The organism is Solitalea agri (genome assembly GCF_023914155.1).
Taxonomy (GTDB): Bacteria; Bacteroidota; Bacteroidia; order Sphingobacteriales; family Sphingobacteriaceae; genus Solitalea; species Solitalea agri.
Window position 1 is genome coordinate 24,190 of sequence record NZ_JAMWYS010000061.1, and the last position, 14,758, is coordinate 38,947.

At 37.0% G+C, this 14,758-nt stretch carries 19 protein-coding genes; 5 read left to right on the forward strand and 14 right to left on the reverse strand.

Features of this window, described 5'->3' with window-relative positions; genetic code table 11:
* Positions 1-2: 2 nt before the first annotated feature.
* Positions 3-674, reverse strand: coding sequence for a hypothetical protein (locus tag NF867_RS17900; protein WP_252589772.1), 672 nt, complete (start codon positions 672-674; stop codon positions 3-5).
* A 47-nt stretch (positions 675-721) separates the two neighbouring features.
* Between NF867_RS17900 and NF867_RS17905 the strand changes: the two genes are divergently transcribed.
* Both NF867_RS17905 and dtd read left to right on the forward strand, forming a co-directional pair.
* Positions 722-1,309, forward strand: a complete 588-nt coding sequence (locus tag NF867_RS17905) for a TlpA family protein disulfide reductase (protein WP_252589773.1) — start codon at positions 722-724, stop codon at positions 1,307-1,309.
* A gap of 27 nt (positions 1,310-1,336) precedes the next feature.
* Positions 1,337-1,789 carry a D-aminoacyl-tRNA deacylase gene (dtd, locus tag NF867_RS17910; RefSeq protein WP_252589774.1) on the forward strand — a complete coding sequence of 151 codons (453 nt, stop codon included), beginning with the start codon at positions 1,337-1,339 and terminating at the stop codon, positions 1,787-1,789.
* A 140-nt stretch (positions 1,790-1,929) separates the two neighbouring features.
* Here dtd and NF867_RS17915 read toward each other — a convergent pair whose 3' ends face one another.
* A complete protein-coding gene (locus tag NF867_RS17915; protein ID WP_252589775.1) occupies positions 1,930-2,226 on the reverse strand; it encodes a GxxExxY protein in 297 nt (98 codons plus the stop codon).
* Positions 2,227-2,353: 127 nt separating this feature from the next.
* Here NF867_RS17915 and NF867_RS17920 point away from each other — a divergent pair, with 127 nt between their 5' ends.
* Entirely contained in the window at positions 2,354-2,680 is a 327-nt protein-coding gene (locus NF867_RS17920; RefSeq protein ID WP_252589776.1) for a nucleotide pyrophosphohydrolase, read from the forward strand.
* A gap of 69 nt (positions 2,681-2,749) precedes the next feature.
* Here NF867_RS17920 and NF867_RS17925 read toward each other — a convergent pair whose 3' ends face one another.
* The 3 genes from NF867_RS17925 to NF867_RS17935 all read right to left on the reverse strand — a co-directional run bounded on the left by NF867_RS17925 (position 2,750) and on the right by NF867_RS17935 (position 4,921).
* Positions 2,750-3,457, reverse strand: coding sequence for a 2-phosphosulfolactate phosphatase (locus NF867_RS17925; protein WP_252589777.1), 708 nt, complete (start codon positions 3,455-3,457; stop codon positions 2,750-2,752).
* Between the two features lie 79 nt (positions 3,458-3,536).
* The gene (gene gcvT / locus NF867_RS17930; RefSeq protein ID WP_252589778.1) at positions 3,537-4,613 is read right to left on the reverse strand and encodes a glycine cleavage system aminomethyltransferase GcvT; all 1,077 of its coding nucleotides are present in this window, start codon (positions 4,611-4,613) and stop codon (positions 3,537-3,539) included.
* Positions 4,614-4,705: 92 nt separating this feature from the next.
* Positions 4,706-4,921 (reverse strand): hypothetical protein, encoded by a 216-nt coding sequence (locus tag NF867_RS17935; RefSeq protein WP_252589779.1) that lies wholly within the window; start codon positions 4,919-4,921, stop codon positions 4,706-4,708.
* Between the two features lie 82 nt (positions 4,922-5,003).
* On the opposite strand from NF867_RS17935, the gene NF867_RS17940 reads away from it, so the two are divergent.
* Positions 5,004-5,669 (forward strand): outer membrane beta-barrel protein, encoded by a 666-nt coding sequence (locus NF867_RS17940; RefSeq protein ID WP_252589780.1) that lies wholly within the window; start codon positions 5,004-5,006, stop codon positions 5,667-5,669.
* Positions 5,670-5,677: 8 nt separating this feature from the next.
* Here the strand turns inward: NF867_RS17940 and NF867_RS17945 are convergent, their stop codons facing one another.
* The 5 genes from NF867_RS17945 to NF867_RS17965 all read right to left on the reverse strand — a co-directional run bounded on the left by NF867_RS17945 (position 5,678) and on the right by NF867_RS17965 (position 10,976).
* Positions 5,678-6,277: a ribonuclease HII gene (locus NF867_RS17945; protein ID WP_252589781.1), complete on the reverse strand. Its 600-nt coding sequence runs from the start codon at positions 6,275-6,277 to the stop codon at positions 5,678-5,680.
* A gap of 3 nt (positions 6,278-6,280) precedes the next feature.
* The gene (locus NF867_RS18430; RefSeq protein ID WP_252589782.1) at positions 6,281-7,516 is read right to left on the reverse strand and encodes a PP2C family protein-serine/threonine phosphatase; all 1,236 of its coding nucleotides are present in this window, start codon (positions 7,514-7,516) and stop codon (positions 6,281-6,283) included.
* A gap of 70 nt (positions 7,517-7,586) precedes the next feature.
* Positions 7,587-8,876: an ABC transporter permease gene (locus NF867_RS17955; protein WP_341870060.1), complete on the reverse strand. Its 1,290-nt coding sequence runs from the start codon at positions 8,874-8,876 to the stop codon at positions 7,587-7,589.
* Positions 8,877-8,884: 8 nt separating this feature from the next.
* On the reverse strand, positions 8,885-10,015 hold the full coding sequence (locus NF867_RS17960; RefSeq protein ID WP_252589783.1) for a glycosyltransferase: 1,131 nt from the start codon (positions 10,013-10,015) through the stop codon (positions 8,885-8,887).
* Positions 9,999-10,976 (reverse strand): lysylphosphatidylglycerol synthase domain-containing protein, encoded by a 978-nt coding sequence (locus NF867_RS17965; RefSeq protein WP_252589784.1) that lies wholly within the window; start codon positions 10,974-10,976, stop codon positions 9,999-10,001. Before NF867_RS17965 ends, NF867_RS17960 begins: the two co-directional genes overlap by 17 nt.
* A gap of 138 nt (positions 10,977-11,114) precedes the next feature.
* Here NF867_RS17965 and ruvC point away from each other — a divergent pair, with 138 nt between their 5' ends.
* On the forward strand, positions 11,115-11,678 hold the full coding sequence (ruvC, locus tag NF867_RS17970; protein ID WP_252589785.1) for a crossover junction endodeoxyribonuclease RuvC: 564 nt from the start codon (positions 11,115-11,117) through the stop codon (positions 11,676-11,678).
* Positions 11,679-11,774: 96 nt separating this feature from the next.
* On the opposite strand, the gene NF867_RS17975 is transcribed toward ruvC, so the two are convergent.
* From NF867_RS17975 to rsmA, 4 genes are all read right to left on the reverse strand, one after another.
* Positions 11,775-12,164 (reverse strand): HIT family protein, encoded by a 390-nt coding sequence (locus NF867_RS17975; protein ID WP_252589786.1) that lies wholly within the window; start codon positions 12,162-12,164, stop codon positions 11,775-11,777.
* 160 nt (positions 12,165-12,324) lie between these two features.
* Positions 12,325-12,798 (reverse strand): transcription elongation factor GreA, encoded by a 474-nt coding sequence (gene greA / locus NF867_RS17980; RefSeq protein ID WP_252589787.1) that lies wholly within the window; start codon positions 12,796-12,798, stop codon positions 12,325-12,327.
* Positions 12,799-13,012: 214 nt separating this feature from the next.
* Positions 13,013-13,939 carry an NAD(P)-dependent oxidoreductase gene (locus tag NF867_RS17985; protein ID WP_252589788.1) on the reverse strand — a complete coding sequence of 309 codons (927 nt, stop codon included), beginning with the start codon at positions 13,937-13,939 and terminating at the stop codon, positions 13,013-13,015.
* A 40-nt stretch (positions 13,940-13,979) separates the two neighbouring features.
* On the reverse strand, positions 13,980-14,756 hold the full coding sequence (rsmA, locus tag NF867_RS17990; protein ID WP_252589789.1) for a 16S rRNA (adenine(1518)-N(6)/adenine(1519)-N(6))-dimethyltransferase RsmA: 777 nt from the start codon (positions 14,754-14,756) through the stop codon (positions 13,980-13,982).
* Between the last annotated feature and the right edge of the window lie 2 nt (positions 14,757-14,758).

Consider the following 14,758-nt stretch of genomic DNA (forward strand, 5'->3'; position numbering starts at 1 on the left):
AACTAATCCTTAATTCCATCCAACCATGCCTTCACCTGTCGCTCCCAGCGTTCTTGTTCCGATTCAATTAACCCATGCCTTGTTTCATTGTCGTATTTTTCTTGTAAGCGGTTCATTTCTCTATAAGCTTGTATATACTGATATTGAATGATACTATCATAATCGGCATCTAAATCAGTTTCCAGTAAACGTTGTTTGAAACGCTCAGTAATCAGGTAGGTAATATCAAAGTGTCGTTGCTCATGAGCCAAGGCGTAATTGTTTTTTGAATTTTCATGTACCCATGAAAAAGGTTTAATGAAATATACTTCGAGTCTGATAGCTATAATTGCGGTATCGTTACTGTATCTTATTTTGCCTGTATAACCAAATCCGGTAAAAGCAGCGGCCGAATAAGAGCTGGTTGCTCTGGGTGCAGCTTTAAAATCAGACCAAACTAGAAGTCTTTGTGGATTGTAAAATAAAGTGTCAGTTAAATCACCGGTTCTGTTTTCAAAAGAAAGCTTATAGTACGAAACACTCCGTTCTTTTTTAGTGTTTACAGTTTGTGAAAGCGCTATAAATGAAGTACATAGAAGTAATAAAAAACCTACAACTGCACCCAATAGTATTCTTAAACTACTTTCAATCAACCGTGTTTCTTCATTAAAAAAGCTATAAATGTAGTTTCGCATAATCTCGGCAAACTATTTGTTGATGCTTGCAAAATTTTTACCACAAAATGAACTTGCTCTCTAAGGTATTTAAGATCTTATTTCCGCTATTTATAATTATTGCCTGTAGTGCAGCTGTATATCTTTCAAACTACTTAAAATATATCGACTCAAACGATATCAAATTTATCAACCCGAAACAAAAACTAGCTTCATTTAAAGAAATTACCGAACTGCCACAATTCAAAAACAAAGTGGTAGTAATTGATATCTGGTCGGTAAGCTGTGGTCCGTGTTTAAAACAGTTAAAAACCGCTTATGATTTTAAGAGAAAAGTAGCGAGTAAGGATGTGGTGTTTCTTTATATTTCTTACAACAATCGGTTTAGGCTCGATCGCCAATTGAAGTGGAAACAAATTATTGGTGAAAATAAATTATTTGGTTACCATTTAGAGGTTGATTCAAAGCTATACGATAAACTTTGGACAGAAATTAATTCCCCAACCGTTACTTCAATTGCGGTTCCACGATATTTGATCTTAAATAAGCAGGGACAATTAGTGAATAATAATGCTGCCGGACTAGATTCTCCTCAACAGTTTCTGCAACAGATTCAGTCAGCACTCGATACGACTGCTGTGCTTGCAGTACGATAAATTTATTCTTCTATCTTCGCATGCATTATGCGAGCAGTAATTCAACGAGTTTCAGAAGCATCAGTTAAAATTAATGGCAGAATTAATGGTTCTATAGATACAGGACTTTTAGTTTTATTAGGTATTGAAGATGTCGACACGCAAGAAGACATTCAATGGTTAGCACCAAAGATTGCCAACATGCGCATTTTTAGTGATGAAAATGGCTTGATGAACAGATCACTGGCCGATGTGGATGGTAATATTTTACTGATCAGTCAGTTTACATTGTTTGCCTCTACTAAAAAGGGAAACCGCCCAGGTTTTACCCGCTCTGCCAAACCTGCACATGCCATTCCCCTGTATGAAGCCTTTATTAAAGCTCTGGAAACCTTAACGAATAGAAAGATTGAGACCGGAGAGTTTGGTGCAGATATGAAGGTTAGTTTGGTAAATGACGGACCTGTTACCATTATATTGGATACGAAGAATAAGGAGTAAAGCTCAAATTATTTCAAATTAGTCGAATTGCACGAATTAAGGTATAGTGATTAAACAATCCATTAAAAAATAACACGTTGAAACTCTAAAGAAGGGGTGCCAAAATTGATGATTATACCTAATTTCAGGTTTGAAGCTTTCTAATAGTTTACGGTCTGCAAAATAAAAGAATCTATAATCAATGAGGCTGTTTTGATCTCCAGGATTATTGAATTATTCACAACAAAATCAGCATAATACTTATGTTTTAAAACTACATCCTTATAGGTTATTGAATATTCCTTTTCCCTTTCAAAGTGAATCTTCTTTTTATTCAATTCATATTCTAAAGCATCCTTATAAACAATTTCTTTAAATCCGTGCCCTAAAGTACGGTGAATATCCATGCAAGTACCAATAAGGTCATAGGACTCCTTTTTAAATAAGATTTCAGTCATGACAAACCATAGATGTTAACTTAATTTAACTGTTTATCAGGAAAGCTCAAATTAATTCATCGAATAGAAATTATTAAAAATTAGTGTAATTCGTTTAATTCACAATAAATTCGTGTTCTAAAAAATTATGGAGATCAAAGAAGCCCAGGAACTAATCGATAAATGGATCAAAACTACCGGCGTTAGGTATTTCAGTGAGTTGACCAATATGGCTATTTTAACTGAAGAAGTTGGAGAGGTTGCGCGATTAATGAGCCGTATGTATGGTGATCAGTCCTTTAAAGAAAGTGATAAACACAAAGAGTTAGCGGATGAACTGGCAGATGTGTTATGGGTTTTAATTTGTATTGCCAACCAGACTAACGTTGATCTGACAACTGCCCTTGAAAAGAATTTAGAGAAAAAAAATATTCGTGATGCCGAGCGCCACAAGAATAATGAGAAGCTGAAATAAGGTCGATTAAGATAGTCCATTGTCCATTGAAAAGGCTTAATAATTCGCCTATGGTCTATGGACCATTAACTATTCGCTCTTTACAATCCTGCCATCCTTAATAACAGGTAGAGAATGCAAAACGTCAATATTCAGGCAAAATTCAACATCTTTCTCGATACCTAATTTCTTAAGCCGTTCGCTATGGGAGGTTTTTTTCATGTATTCATGCAGATTTCCCTTAGCACATAAGAAAAGATCTTCCGCCAAAACAGATGAATCGCACCAGGTATCAAATTGTTCCTTGAGCTGATGCACAACTGCACCGGCAAAAAGAGTGTCCTCAAGGTTCACTTTGTTTTTCCAGCCTGAACAAAGCAAAAACACGTTTTTATTTTGCTTAACCAGGTAATCACAAACGGCGGTTAAGTTTAAAAATGAGCCTATTACAATTTCATCTGCATTTTTTGATTCATTAATAGCATGGGTACCATTGGTAGTGGTTACTACTAATGTTTTACCTTCCACCTTTTCTTTGGTATAACTAAAAGGTGAGTTCCCAAAGTCGAAACCATTTACCACCTCTCCGTTACGCTCGGCACCTAGCAAAAAACCATTTCCCTGATACGACAAACATTCCTCAACGCTGGCTACAGGAATAATTGCTGCAGCTCCGTTATCAATTCCGTATGAAATGGATGATGTGGCTCTGAAAATATCAATCACAACAACTATGCTTCCTTGCAGATCGTAAAGAGGTAATAATGCTGGTGTTAAACAAACTTCGAGGTGTTTCATTTTTTGTGAGAAGTGAGATGCGAGATATGGGATTTGAGACTTTTCTCAAATCTCAAATCTCACATCTCATATCTTAAAATTATAAGAATGGATATTTCACCACTTTCGCTTTTACTTTATTATCGCGGATACCGATAAAAATATCCGAATCAACAGCAGCATTTTCAAGAGTTACATAACCTAAGCCAATTGCCTTTTGCAAACTAGGCGATTGAGTGCCCGACGTTACTCGTCCGATTTTATTACCGGCAGCATCAAAAATTTCGTAATCGTGACGAGGAATACCACGCTCGATCATTTCGAAACCTACCAATTTATTCTTCAATCCGGCTTCTTTCTCAGCTTTTAAGGCTGCTGAGTTGGTAAACTCTTTAGTAAACTTAGTGATCCAGCCTAAACCTGCTTCTAACGGAGATGTATTATCATCAATATCATTACCGTAAAGCGCAAAGCCTTTTTCTAAACGCAAGGTATCACGTGCACCTAAACCAATTGGCTTAATACCGAATTCAGCACCAGCTTCAAATATTGCAGTCCAGATTTTTTCAGCATGCTCGTTTTCGAAATAGATCTCAAAGCCACCTGCTCCGGTATAACCAGTTGCTGACACAACAACGTTATCTACTCCCGCAAACTTGCCTTTTTTAAAGCTGTAATACTCCATTGCAGCCAAATCAAAGTCAGTCAGTTTTTGCAGAGCTGCTGTTGCTTTAGGTCCTTGAACCGCCAGCAAACTTGTTTTTTCTGAAATATTATGCATTTCAACACCGTTAGTGTTACGATCAGAAATCCATTTCCAGTCTTTTTCAATGTTAGAGGCATTTACCACCAACATATAGGTTTTTTCATCAATACGGTAAACCAGCAAATCGTCAACAATACCTCCGTTTTCGTTTGGCAAACAAGAATACTGCACCTTGCCATCCACCAATTTAGAAGCATCGTTTGATGTAACCCGTTGAATCAATTCCAAGGCATTCTCTCCTTTAAGAATAAATTCGCCCATGTGAGAAACATCGAATACACCTACGCCGTTACGGACAGTAGCGTGCTCATCATTAATTCCCGAATATTGAACGGGCATATTATAACCTGCGAAAGGCACCATTTTGGCTCCTAAAGCAATATGTACATTAGTTAAAGCTGTAGATTTCATGAAGATTTTTGATTGTGCGCAAAGGTAACATTCAATGAGCAATTTGAACGTGGAATTTTGAAATTCAGCTATTCAAATCAGTTAAATAGCTTTTATCCTTCCAGTTTTCCTTTTAATTTGCCTAATGCATCAGCAAGAGTTGTTGAAGGGATACTACTTTCAATTAACGAGTTAATCTCTTTCTCATTCTCCTTAAGCATTTTTACCACATCTTCAATTCTCAAATTAAGGCGTTTCAAGTCTTTAAAATTGACCATTATCCCTTCTTGCTCGCCTTTAGCATTTGTTATATACGAGAAACTTTGCATTCCTATTTTCGGTTTAAAACTCAAAGGTAACTAGAATATCATTCAATTATGTTTTAACTTAACTTTGATAAAAAACAGTTTCATGAAAAAACTTTTGATCGTCTGCTTTACACTTATCTCTTTTAGAACTGCAGCCCAACAAACTGAATATTCCTTACATCTGGGTTCAGGGCTATTTTCTTTCGGAGGCGAATCTGCCCAAAACACTTCATTTATTAATCAAAATTATACCAATAACCCTTATGGCACCAAAAGTGGCTTTTCTTACAGCATTTGTGCACAGATTCAAAGGGCGACAAAGTGGAACTTCATTTATGGCTTACAAGCGGGATATGAATCATTGTCGAGCAAAATAATGATTAACGATGTCTATCTGGATGACATGATATTCAGCGTTAATGAACAAACCATACTTACAAATCAGTTCATCAACATTAACCCATTTTTAGGCTATCGCTTTAAACTCGGAATCCCCTTAGATTTAACAGCTGGAGCAGATTACGGTCTAGGTATAAGTAGTAAGGAAAGAGCCGAGACCTTTTCACCTGATGTAACTGTTGATAATGAAAGAAAAATCCCCGGCCTTGATTTCAGACTTCGATTCGGACTGGCAACTTATTATAAAAAAGTTGGGTTCAATGTTGGCTATTCTTATGGATTAACCAATTACACTGCCGAGATGATTGGTGCCAACCGTGAAAATTACTCCAGATTTATACGATTCGGAATCAGCTATAAAATCAATTAACAGTTAGTCTAGAAGTCAAGCTCTAATTGAGAAGGCAACAATGTAAACGACATTCGGTGATATTTTGTTGGACCAAAATCTTTTATTCCGTTTCGATGCTTTTGTGTCGGATATCCTTTATTATTTAACCAATCGAAGTGAGGAAACTCCTGGTGTATTTTGTTCATAAAATCATCACGGTAGGTTTTAGCCAATATCGATGCAGCGGCAATCGAATAGTACTTTGCATCTCCTTTAACAATGCAATTATGTGGTAGGTCTTTATATTTTTTAAACCGATTACCATCTATAAGCAGGAATTCAGGAGCTGTTTTAAGCTGCTCCACTGCACGGTGCATGGCCAGAAATGATGCGTTTAAAATATTGATACTATCAATCTCCACGTTATCAACAACACCAACGGCCCACGCCAATGAATTTTGTTCTATAAAACTGCGCAGTTCATAACGCTTAACTTCTGTAAGTTTTTTTGAATCATTCAGCTCAGGATGCTCAAATTCTTTCGGCAAAACCACTGCTGCTGCAAATACTGGCCCTGCCAAACATCCACGACCAGCTTCATCACAACCGGCCTCAATAAGCTCTTGCTGATAAAAAGATTTCAACATGAATCAATAAACTTTAAAACTTAACAAAGTAATGTCGTCATCTTGTCGTTCACTACCAATCAGCCCATTTATTTTGTTCATCAGCGCTTTATTGATTAGTTCCGGGGTTAAACTCCGATGCTCAAACAAAAAGTTGATCAGGTCTTGTTCATTGAACAATTCGGCATGATCATGATCTAGTTCTACTAAACCGTCGGTATAATTAAATAGGAAAGAATCATTCTCCAGGATTTCATGACCAACATTTATGAAGGGCAAGTCATCAAAAACACCAATCATCGTGGTTCCTGTTTTCAATTCTTTAACATCTGTTTGAGAGATCAACAGTGAAGGATTATGACCTGCATTCACGTAAGTCAGTTCACGTGTTTGGAAGTTATATAACCCAAGAAAAAGGGTTATGTGCCGATCACCATTTGTAAGATTAAAAATTGCCTTATTAGCTGTAGAAAGCAATTGATCTAAAGGCATTTTCTGAAAAGCCAAAGCTCTTAAACTTGCCTGAAAATTTGCCATTAACAAAGCTGCACTCATACCTTTTCCAGAAACATCGGCTATGCAAAAAACAAATTCATCCTTATTCAGCTCCAAGAAATCATAATAATCGCCGCCTATATTTTGCTGGGGAACATAACGTGCTGATATACTTATTCGTTCGTTTTCAGGCAGTGTTCGAGGAAACAACATGCTTTGAACTTCTGCAGCAAGTTCCATATCACGCTGTAACCGTTCATTCTGGATTCGCTCTTCAAGCAATCGTCTATTTTCAGCAGCGACAATAATAATATTGATAACCGTTTGAATCAGCTTTACATCGATATTTACCTGATCAATTTCAGAAGTATCATAATCACCGATTAATACATAACCATAAATGAGTGAATTATACTCAACAGGGATTAATACTTTAAACTCTTCAAGTAATGGGGGATCAATTTTATTAATAAACGTCACCTGCTTGTATTCTGAAAGTACGTTTATAAATTCAGCTTCCAACTCAGGAGTTATCGGTTGCACTCCGAAAGAATTTGACTGGTGCCAAGTATTTGCCATTCCTCGAGAAAAAGCACGTAATTTTCCAACTCTGAGTTGATTTTTAAGAATCAATTCAATCATTTGAAAGAGCGTCTCCACAGGAAGATTATTATTTACAGCTCTTGTGATCTCAAGTAAAGAGTTTAACTCTACCTGGCGACGAATTAGTAGTTCTAAAATCTCTTGATTTGCTTCCTGATTCACTTAGTTATTTATAACAGAATTTTGGTCTAGCTAAAAACTAAAATACTAAAATATTATTATAATGAAACCCCTATGACGAAGTTTGCCCTTTAACATTAAAAGCATCTGTTAACCCAACCGACACCAGATTAAAGGCATACACCATCATCATAATTGCTAGCCCCGGTAAGATAGCCAGGTAAGCTGCCCCAATAATAATATAGCCGTAATGCTCTTTTATCATTCCACCCCAAGATGGAAATGGTGGCTGCACTCCAAAACCAAGAAAGCTCAAACCAGCTTCTAACAAAATAGCCGAAGCAAAGTTTGCTGACGCAACAACCAAAATTGGTCCTGATATATTAGGCAAGATATGGCGGACAATAATTCGTGCATCAGTGAACCCCATGGCTCTTCCGGCTTCTACATATTCAACTTCTCTGATTCCCATAATTTGCCCCCGAACCATACGAGCCACGTCAACCCATGTGGTTAAACCAATGGCAACAAACACCTGAAAGAACCCTTTGCCCAAGGCAAATGAAATGGCAATTACAATAAGTAATGAAGGTAAAGACCACACTACATTGATCAGCCAGGAAATGAACTGATCGATCCACCCACCGTAATAACCAGCCAATGCTCCCAAGGCAATACCAATGATCAATGAAATGAGTACCGACATAAAGCCTACTGATAAGGACACCCTCGAACCTAAGATCAATCGGCTTAGCATATCACGGCCATACAAATCAGTTCCCAGCCAATACTTACGAGTTATAATATTTTCCGCTGCAACTTTCTTTTGCAAATCAGTTAAAGTCACTGATTCAGTTTGACCATATATATCTTTGAATGTATACATACTGTCATTAACAGCAATTTTCTCTCCTTCGGAGAGTGGGAAAGCAACATCTACTAACGAAAACGAGTGCATTAACTTTTCATCATCACTACCCCCTGTATATTCGTCAACTACTATACTATCGACTTTAAACTGATAGGAGTTAATCGGAACAAAGTCAAAAAAGTCGGGTTGCCCATAAAATATTTTCGTAAAGAAACCCACTGTATCAATCTGTTGATTTTTCCGGATGGCTAAAAACTGAACAGAAGTACCCGGGTGCTTAGTACTTAATTGAACAGCCATACGATTGGCCATTGGTGTATCATCTGGCATAATAAGATAGCCTAGAAGAGAAACCAAAATAAATATTAAAATGATTGCCAGTCCGAAAACCGATAATTTATTACGAAGAAAGCGCTTTTTGGTGCGCTGCCATGGAGTTTCAGGAGAATTTACTGAAGACATAGCCTCAAATATATAGGAATTACGTGTAAAGGCTAAAATGCTCCCTTTAAAACTTTTTACTTCATCCATCAATGGTATTATTTCACCATTCTGCCTTTCCACTCATATTGTTTACTCTGACCCGCCACTCCTATATAAACTAAATAAAACAAGTGAACGAACACTAATACTGGCATGAACTTCATTAACTTAACTTTATTCATAAAATGGGCTACGGGTATAACCCAAAAGAAATCCATGATACACTTAAATAAATAAGCGGCTATAAAAACATAAACAAAATGAGTGTTAAAGAACGCCATGAGGAGGGATATAAGCATCATTACGTAAAAACCAAAAACAGAGAGTCCCATCCATACCATATTCTTATTTTGGTATTTTGTACTTTTTGACGCCCATCGTTTACGTTGTGCTATAAACTCTTTTAATGTTGGTTTAGCATGAGTATAAACAATAGCTTCTTCTGATTTTAAGAAACTGACTTTGTCTTCGTAAGTTGAAAGCATCTTATGGAGTAATAGCTCATCATCTCCCGAGGCAATTTGATCGATCCCCGAAAATCCACCAACCTCCATGAATGCCTTTTTCTCGTATGCCAAATTGGCCCCATTACAACTACCTGCAATCTTATTAGCTATTGATGCAGCACCAAGGCTTATCAAACCCATAAATTCAAGTCCTTGCAGTTCTTCCAAAAAAGAGCTTTCTTCAAAATAGGCAACCGGAGCTGAAAGCATTTTATTGCCGGTTGATTCATATTCATTTACAATCGACCGAATCCAGTTTCGCCCCATTCTACAATCTCCATCAGTCGTTATAATCAAATCTCCTGAGGCAACGCTAATTGCATCGGCAATTGCTTTCTTCTTATAAGAATTTAATGCTGGGTTGGCCTGAAGCTTTATTAATTTAAGGTTGGAGTAATTAATTGATTGAACAACCTCTGCAGTTCGGTCAGTAGAATGATCATCAATCACAATGATTTCTAGTAGGTCGTTTGGATAATTTTGAGCGGCGATATCCCTAACACAATGCCCAATCATCTTCTCTTCGTTTCTTGCCGGAACAATAACGGTAACTCTGGTAGAATGTGGAGTTTGGTCTGCTAAGGGTTTTCTTATTTTCTTCCAGCCAATAATAAAACTTCCAATAATAAGAAAATATAAGAATCCGAATAAAATAAGTAAAATATCAATCAATAGTAACACCCAGAAAATTAGCTTTTAAAACAAAATAAACACCTAGCAATGAAGGGATGATCAGGTTCAGCAACCAAACGCCAAAAGCCGCAGCCAATACATTTACAGCTTCTGAATCACCCACCCAAAAACCAAAGAAATAGGTGGCAGCAGCCCCCCTTACACCAATATCAAAGAATGCGAAGGTAGGTAAAATAGATTGAACCATGTAGATCACACTTATCAACACCATGCTAAGTGGATAAGTTACCTGAGGAATAAACAGGTTAATTAACAAATAATATTGCATAGAAAACACCAGATACCTTAAAAGGCTCAACCCAAAAACATTAAAAAGTTCTCTTTTATTGTACCGGAGTAATACCCTGAAGTTTTTTTTGAACTTATGAAGAAAAGCAAACGAATCGAGGATAATGTAAAACCACCTGATATTTAGCATTAACAATAAAAAACCGGAAGAAACTAAAATTGCCGCAACGGCCATGGCCACTATAACCACCGGACTTACCGGCACAAACATGCCAATAAAAAACACTAAACCAATTGATCCGGCAACATTGGTTACTATCATTTGACTGAAAGAACCTACTCCCATCGCCAAAACACCCTTCACCCTATTTTCAGGAGACAGGTATAAAACCCTACCTCCAAATTCACCAATACGACTAGGTGTAAATACTGCAAGTGTTAATCCTGCCAAAATCGATTGAATTGTTCGTTTCCATGAAATTTCTTCAACCTTCCGCACCAGGTAACGCCATTTCAATGTTTCCACCAAAAGATTAATGTAGGCTAAGTATATAACAATGATGAAATAGGAAATTACCCGTGGTGAAAATTTCGTTTTAGTAAACGCTTCAATCTTTTGAATGGAATCTGCTTGTGTTAGTTTGTTATAAACAAACCAACAGGTTAAAAACAAGATCAATATTTTAACAGAGATCACAAGGATCTTTTTGGAAACAGGCATGTGTATTGGTTAAAGGCTGTCAGCCCGGTAATGAACTGTTGATAAAACTGCGAATATCTCTATAATTTTTAATTAAATAGTTATTGGCTTTGAGTCTAACGAAAATTTCAGGTAATTCGTGTTTTCAAATAAGCAAGAGTGTCGGAAAAGAAAGAACGTATTATTTTAGGAATTGACCCGGGAACTGCCATTTTGGGCTATGGATTAGTGTTGGAAACCCGGAATAAACTGCAACTCCTTACTTTAGGTGTAATTCACCTGAAAAAATATGATAATCATGCATTAAAACTTCGCCGTATTTTCGAGCGAACCTCAATGCTGATTGAAGAATATAAACCTGATTGCATGGCCTTGGAAGATCCTTTTTACGGCAAAAATGTTCAGGTAATGTTAAAACTTGGACGCGCCCAGGGTGTTGCTATGGCGGCAGCGTTAAGCCGTGACCTTCCGATTTTTGAATATTCTCCCAAAAAAATAAAGCAATCCATTACCGGAAACGGTAACGCTACCAAAGAACAGGTAGCGGGTATGCTAAAACAATTACTCAACTTTAGCGAAACTCCAGAGTTTTTAGATGCGACCGATGGTTTAGCGGTGGCGGTATGTCATTCTTTCCAAAAAATTGGATTGGATGGAACGTCAAAGAAGACCTATTCGGGTTGGGAATCGTTTGTAAAAGACAATGAGAAAAGAATTAAATAAACCCGCCTGAATTGCATTCACTAAAGATAATGAAAGTAGCTAGCGGGATATTGATGGTCATTAGAAAATAAATTACTTTCAAAAAAATGCCAAAAATTATTGGGCAAGTATCTTATCTAACGTAGCTTTTAGCTTATCCATTGACGGAGGCGTCGGTTTCTTACTGAAATTCATGTCTCCAATAGCGTTAATTGGAATAAGATGGATGTGTGCATGAGGAACCTCCAATCCTATTACAGTAACACCTATTCTTAAGCAAGGGATCGCTTTTTCAATTTTTTTTGCAACGGCTTTCGAAAAAATCATCATACGGCCCAACAGTTCATCGTCAACATCAAAAAGATAATCAACTTCTTTTTTAGGAATTACCAATGTATGTCCTTCCGCCAAAGGTTCAATATCCAAGAAAGCTAAAAACTCTTCATTTTCAGCTACTTTAAAGGCTGGAATCTCTCCAGCGACGATCTTTGAAAAAATAGATGCCATTATAAAGTTTGATTTAAAAATTTAGAAGTACAAAATACGAGTTCGGGGTTTTCGACACAAGTTTGTTAGTTGCTAAAATTTAAAAAAGGAAAGGGTTACAAGTCTTAAGGTTAATTTAACCTCTAACTTGTAACCCTCCATAAATAATTTTATAGACAGATTATCTGCTGATCTCTAAGATCTCAAACTGCATGGTACCATTTGGAACGGTTACATCAGCTATATCACCAACTGATTTACCTAATAGCCCTTTTGCTATAGGTGATTGAACTGACAATTTACCGGTTTTCAAGTCAGCTTCCTTTTCCGCTACTAACTGGTAATTCATTACCGAACCGTTTTTAACGTTTTTGATTTTCACTTTTGAAAGCACCAATACTTTCGACGTATCCAACTTTGACTCGTCAATGATGCGAGAGTTAGATAGAACCTCTTCTAATTTAGATATCTTCAGTTCATGCAAGCCTTGCGCCTCTTTAGCGGCATCATATTCAGCATTTTCAGAAAGATCACCTTTATCACGAGCCTCCGCAATTTGCCTTGAGATTTCTGCTCTGCCTTGAGTTTTAAGATAGGTTAACTCTTGCTTAAGTTTCTCTAATCCCTCCGGAGTTAAGTATGTTATCTCTGCCATAACGCAACAATTATTATTATTAACTGATATATAAAAAAGAAACAAGACTACCCGCCGCTTACGACGCATAGTCTTGTTTATACAATGCTACAAAATTAAAATTTATTTTCCGAATTTTCTACTAACTATTTATAAACAACTGATTAACAATGATAAACACTATTTGTTCAATATAATTTTAAATAGTAGTTGAACCCTAAAACCCGACAATTTCCTATTGATAATGTTCTAAGATCTTTTCGACCAGCACGTCCGAAATTTTACGATAAGATTCAACACTCCAACCTCCAACATGAGGGGTTAGCAACACATTTTCGCGAGTGGTCAAATCATCAAACCAAACCTTATCACTCTCACCTAGCGGGAACTTCTCTTTCTGCAAAACATCCAAACCGGCACCTTTTACTTTACCGCTATCAAGCACTCTTAGCAATCCCTGAATATCTACAATTTCGCCTCTGGCAGTATTAACAAACCAAATATCTTTTTTGAATTTTTTAAAGAAAGCCTCATTAACCATAAAACGGGTTTCATCGGTTAGCGGAATGTGCAAGCTCAAAACATCTACCTGCTCAAAGATTTCATCTAACGAACTTTCAGTTACCCATTCAGTTCCAAACAGTGTTTTGTATTTATCATAAGCAAGAACCTTTACATCAAATCCTCTCAATTTTTTAGCGAATGCCGGACCCATGAATCCATAGCCAATAATACCAACTGTTAATCCATCTAGTTCCCATCCCCGATTGCCTTCACGATCCCAGATGCTTTCTCGAACTTCCATGTTGCCTTTTGGAAACTTATTCATTACCGCCAGCAGCATCCCTAAGGTATGTTCACCAACAGCATTGGCATTTCCTTCAGGGGCATTAAACAATTGAACACCTTTTTTTTCAGCATACTCAACATCAATGTTATCCATGCCGGCTCCGGCTCTACCAATAAATTTAAGTTTCGAAGCTTTGTCGAACAGTTCCTTTTCTACCCTGAATTTTGTGCGCACCACCATACCATCGTAAAGATGAATGCAACCGAGTACTTGTGGGTAAGTTATTTGAGGTTGATAATCGCATATAAAGCCCTTTTCAGTAAGGCGCTCCATTAAAACAGAATGAGTCTCGTCGACAATAAGAATATGCATCAATAACTGATTAGTGTTGGCTTTGATCTAATAAATAAGCTTAATCTTTTTTTTCCAATAGCTTTGTAAGATGAATAAAATCTTCTACCGACAATTTCTCTGCTCTTAATTCCAGTGTAGTTTCATCGATCTTACCTTTAGGCTGAAACTGGCTCAACGCATTTCTCAACTGTTTACGACGTTGATTAAAAGCTGCCTTAACAACCTGAAAAAAGAGTTTTTCATTACAACCCAAGTCCGTATTTTCCTTACGAGTTAACCTGATAACGCCTGAATTAACCTTTGGAGGCGGATTGAACACACCTGGCTTAACTGTAAACAGGTATTCAATTTTATAATAAGCCTGCGTGAGCACACTCAAAATTCCATACTCTTTACCTCCTGGTTTTGCAGCTACGCGCTCTCCTACTTCCTTTTGAAACATGCCTACCATTTCTGGCACCAGGTTACGGTTTTCTATAATCTTAAAGATAATCTGTGAAGAAATATTGTAAGGAAAGTTACCGATAATGGCAAACTGGCTATTAAAGACCTTTGAAAAATCCATCGCTAAAAAATCACCATGAATGATTCTGGCTTGTAATTCGGGGTATTTTTTATGAAGGTACTCTATCGATTCACCATCAATATCAATTAAGTGTGTTTTATAAGCTTCTTTCTTAACCAAAAAATCGGTTAAAACTCCCATACCTGGACCAACTTCCAAAACATCGCTATAGCCTAGGTCTGGACGCAACCCTTCCACTATTTTTTGGGCTATATTTTTATCGGTTAAAAAATGTTGACCTAGGTGTTTTTTGGCTCGTACTAGCGACATAT

Coding starts and splice junctions, on each gene's coding strand:
- NF867_RS17900 (WP_252589772.1), bottom strand. CDS start 674: ATGCGAAACTACATTTATAGCTTTTTTAATGAAGAAACACGGTTGATT.
- NF867_RS17905 (WP_252589773.1), top strand. CDS start 722: ATGAACTTGCTCTCTAAGGTATTTAAGATCTTATTTCCGCTATTTATA.
- dtd (WP_252589774.1), top strand. CDS start 1,337: ATGCGAGCAGTAATTCAACGAGTTTCAGAAGCATCAGTTAAAATTAAT.
- NF867_RS17915 (WP_252589775.1), bottom strand. CDS start 2,226: ATGACTGAAATCTTATTTAAAAAGGAGTCCTATGACCTTATTGGTACT.
- NF867_RS17920 (WP_252589776.1), top strand. CDS start 2,354: ATGGAGATCAAAGAAGCCCAGGAACTAATCGATAAATGGATCAAAACT.
- NF867_RS17925 (WP_252589777.1), bottom strand. CDS start 3,457: ATGAAACACCTCGAAGTTTGTTTAACACCAGCATTATTACCTCTTTAC.
- gcvT (WP_252589778.1), bottom strand. CDS start 4,613: ATGAAATCTACAGCTTTAACTAATGTACATATTGCTTTAGGAGCCAAA.
- NF867_RS17935 (WP_252589779.1), bottom strand. CDS start 4,921: ATGCAAAGTTTCTCGTATATAACAAATGCTAAAGGCGAGCAAGAAGGG.
- NF867_RS17940 (WP_252589780.1), top strand. CDS start 5,004: ATGAAAAAACTTTTGATCGTCTGCTTTACACTTATCTCTTTTAGAACT.
- NF867_RS17945 (WP_252589781.1), bottom strand. CDS start 6,277: ATGTTGAAATCTTTTTATCAGCAAGAGCTTATTGAGGCCGGTTGTGAT.
- NF867_RS17955 (WP_341870060.1), bottom strand. CDS start 8,876: ATGGATGAAGTAAAAAGTTTTAAAGGGAGCATTTTAGCCTTTACACGT.
- NF867_RS17965 (WP_252589784.1), bottom strand. CDS start 10,976: ATGCCTGTTTCCAAAAAGATCCTTGTGATCTCTGTTAAAATATTGATC.
- NF867_RS17975 (WP_252589786.1), bottom strand. CDS start 12,164: ATGGCATCTATTTTTTCAAAGATCGTCGCTGGAGAGATTCCAGCCTTT.
- greA (WP_252589787.1), bottom strand. CDS start 12,798: ATGGCAGAGATAACATACTTAACTCCGGAGGGATTAGAGAAACTTAAG.
- NF867_RS17985 (WP_252589788.1), bottom strand. CDS start 13,939: ATGCATATTCTTATTGTCGACGAGACTCATTCTGTTTTAATGGAGCGC.
- rsmA (WP_252589789.1), bottom strand. CDS start 14,756: ATGTCGCTAGTACGAGCCAAAAAACACCTAGGTCAACATTTTTTAACC.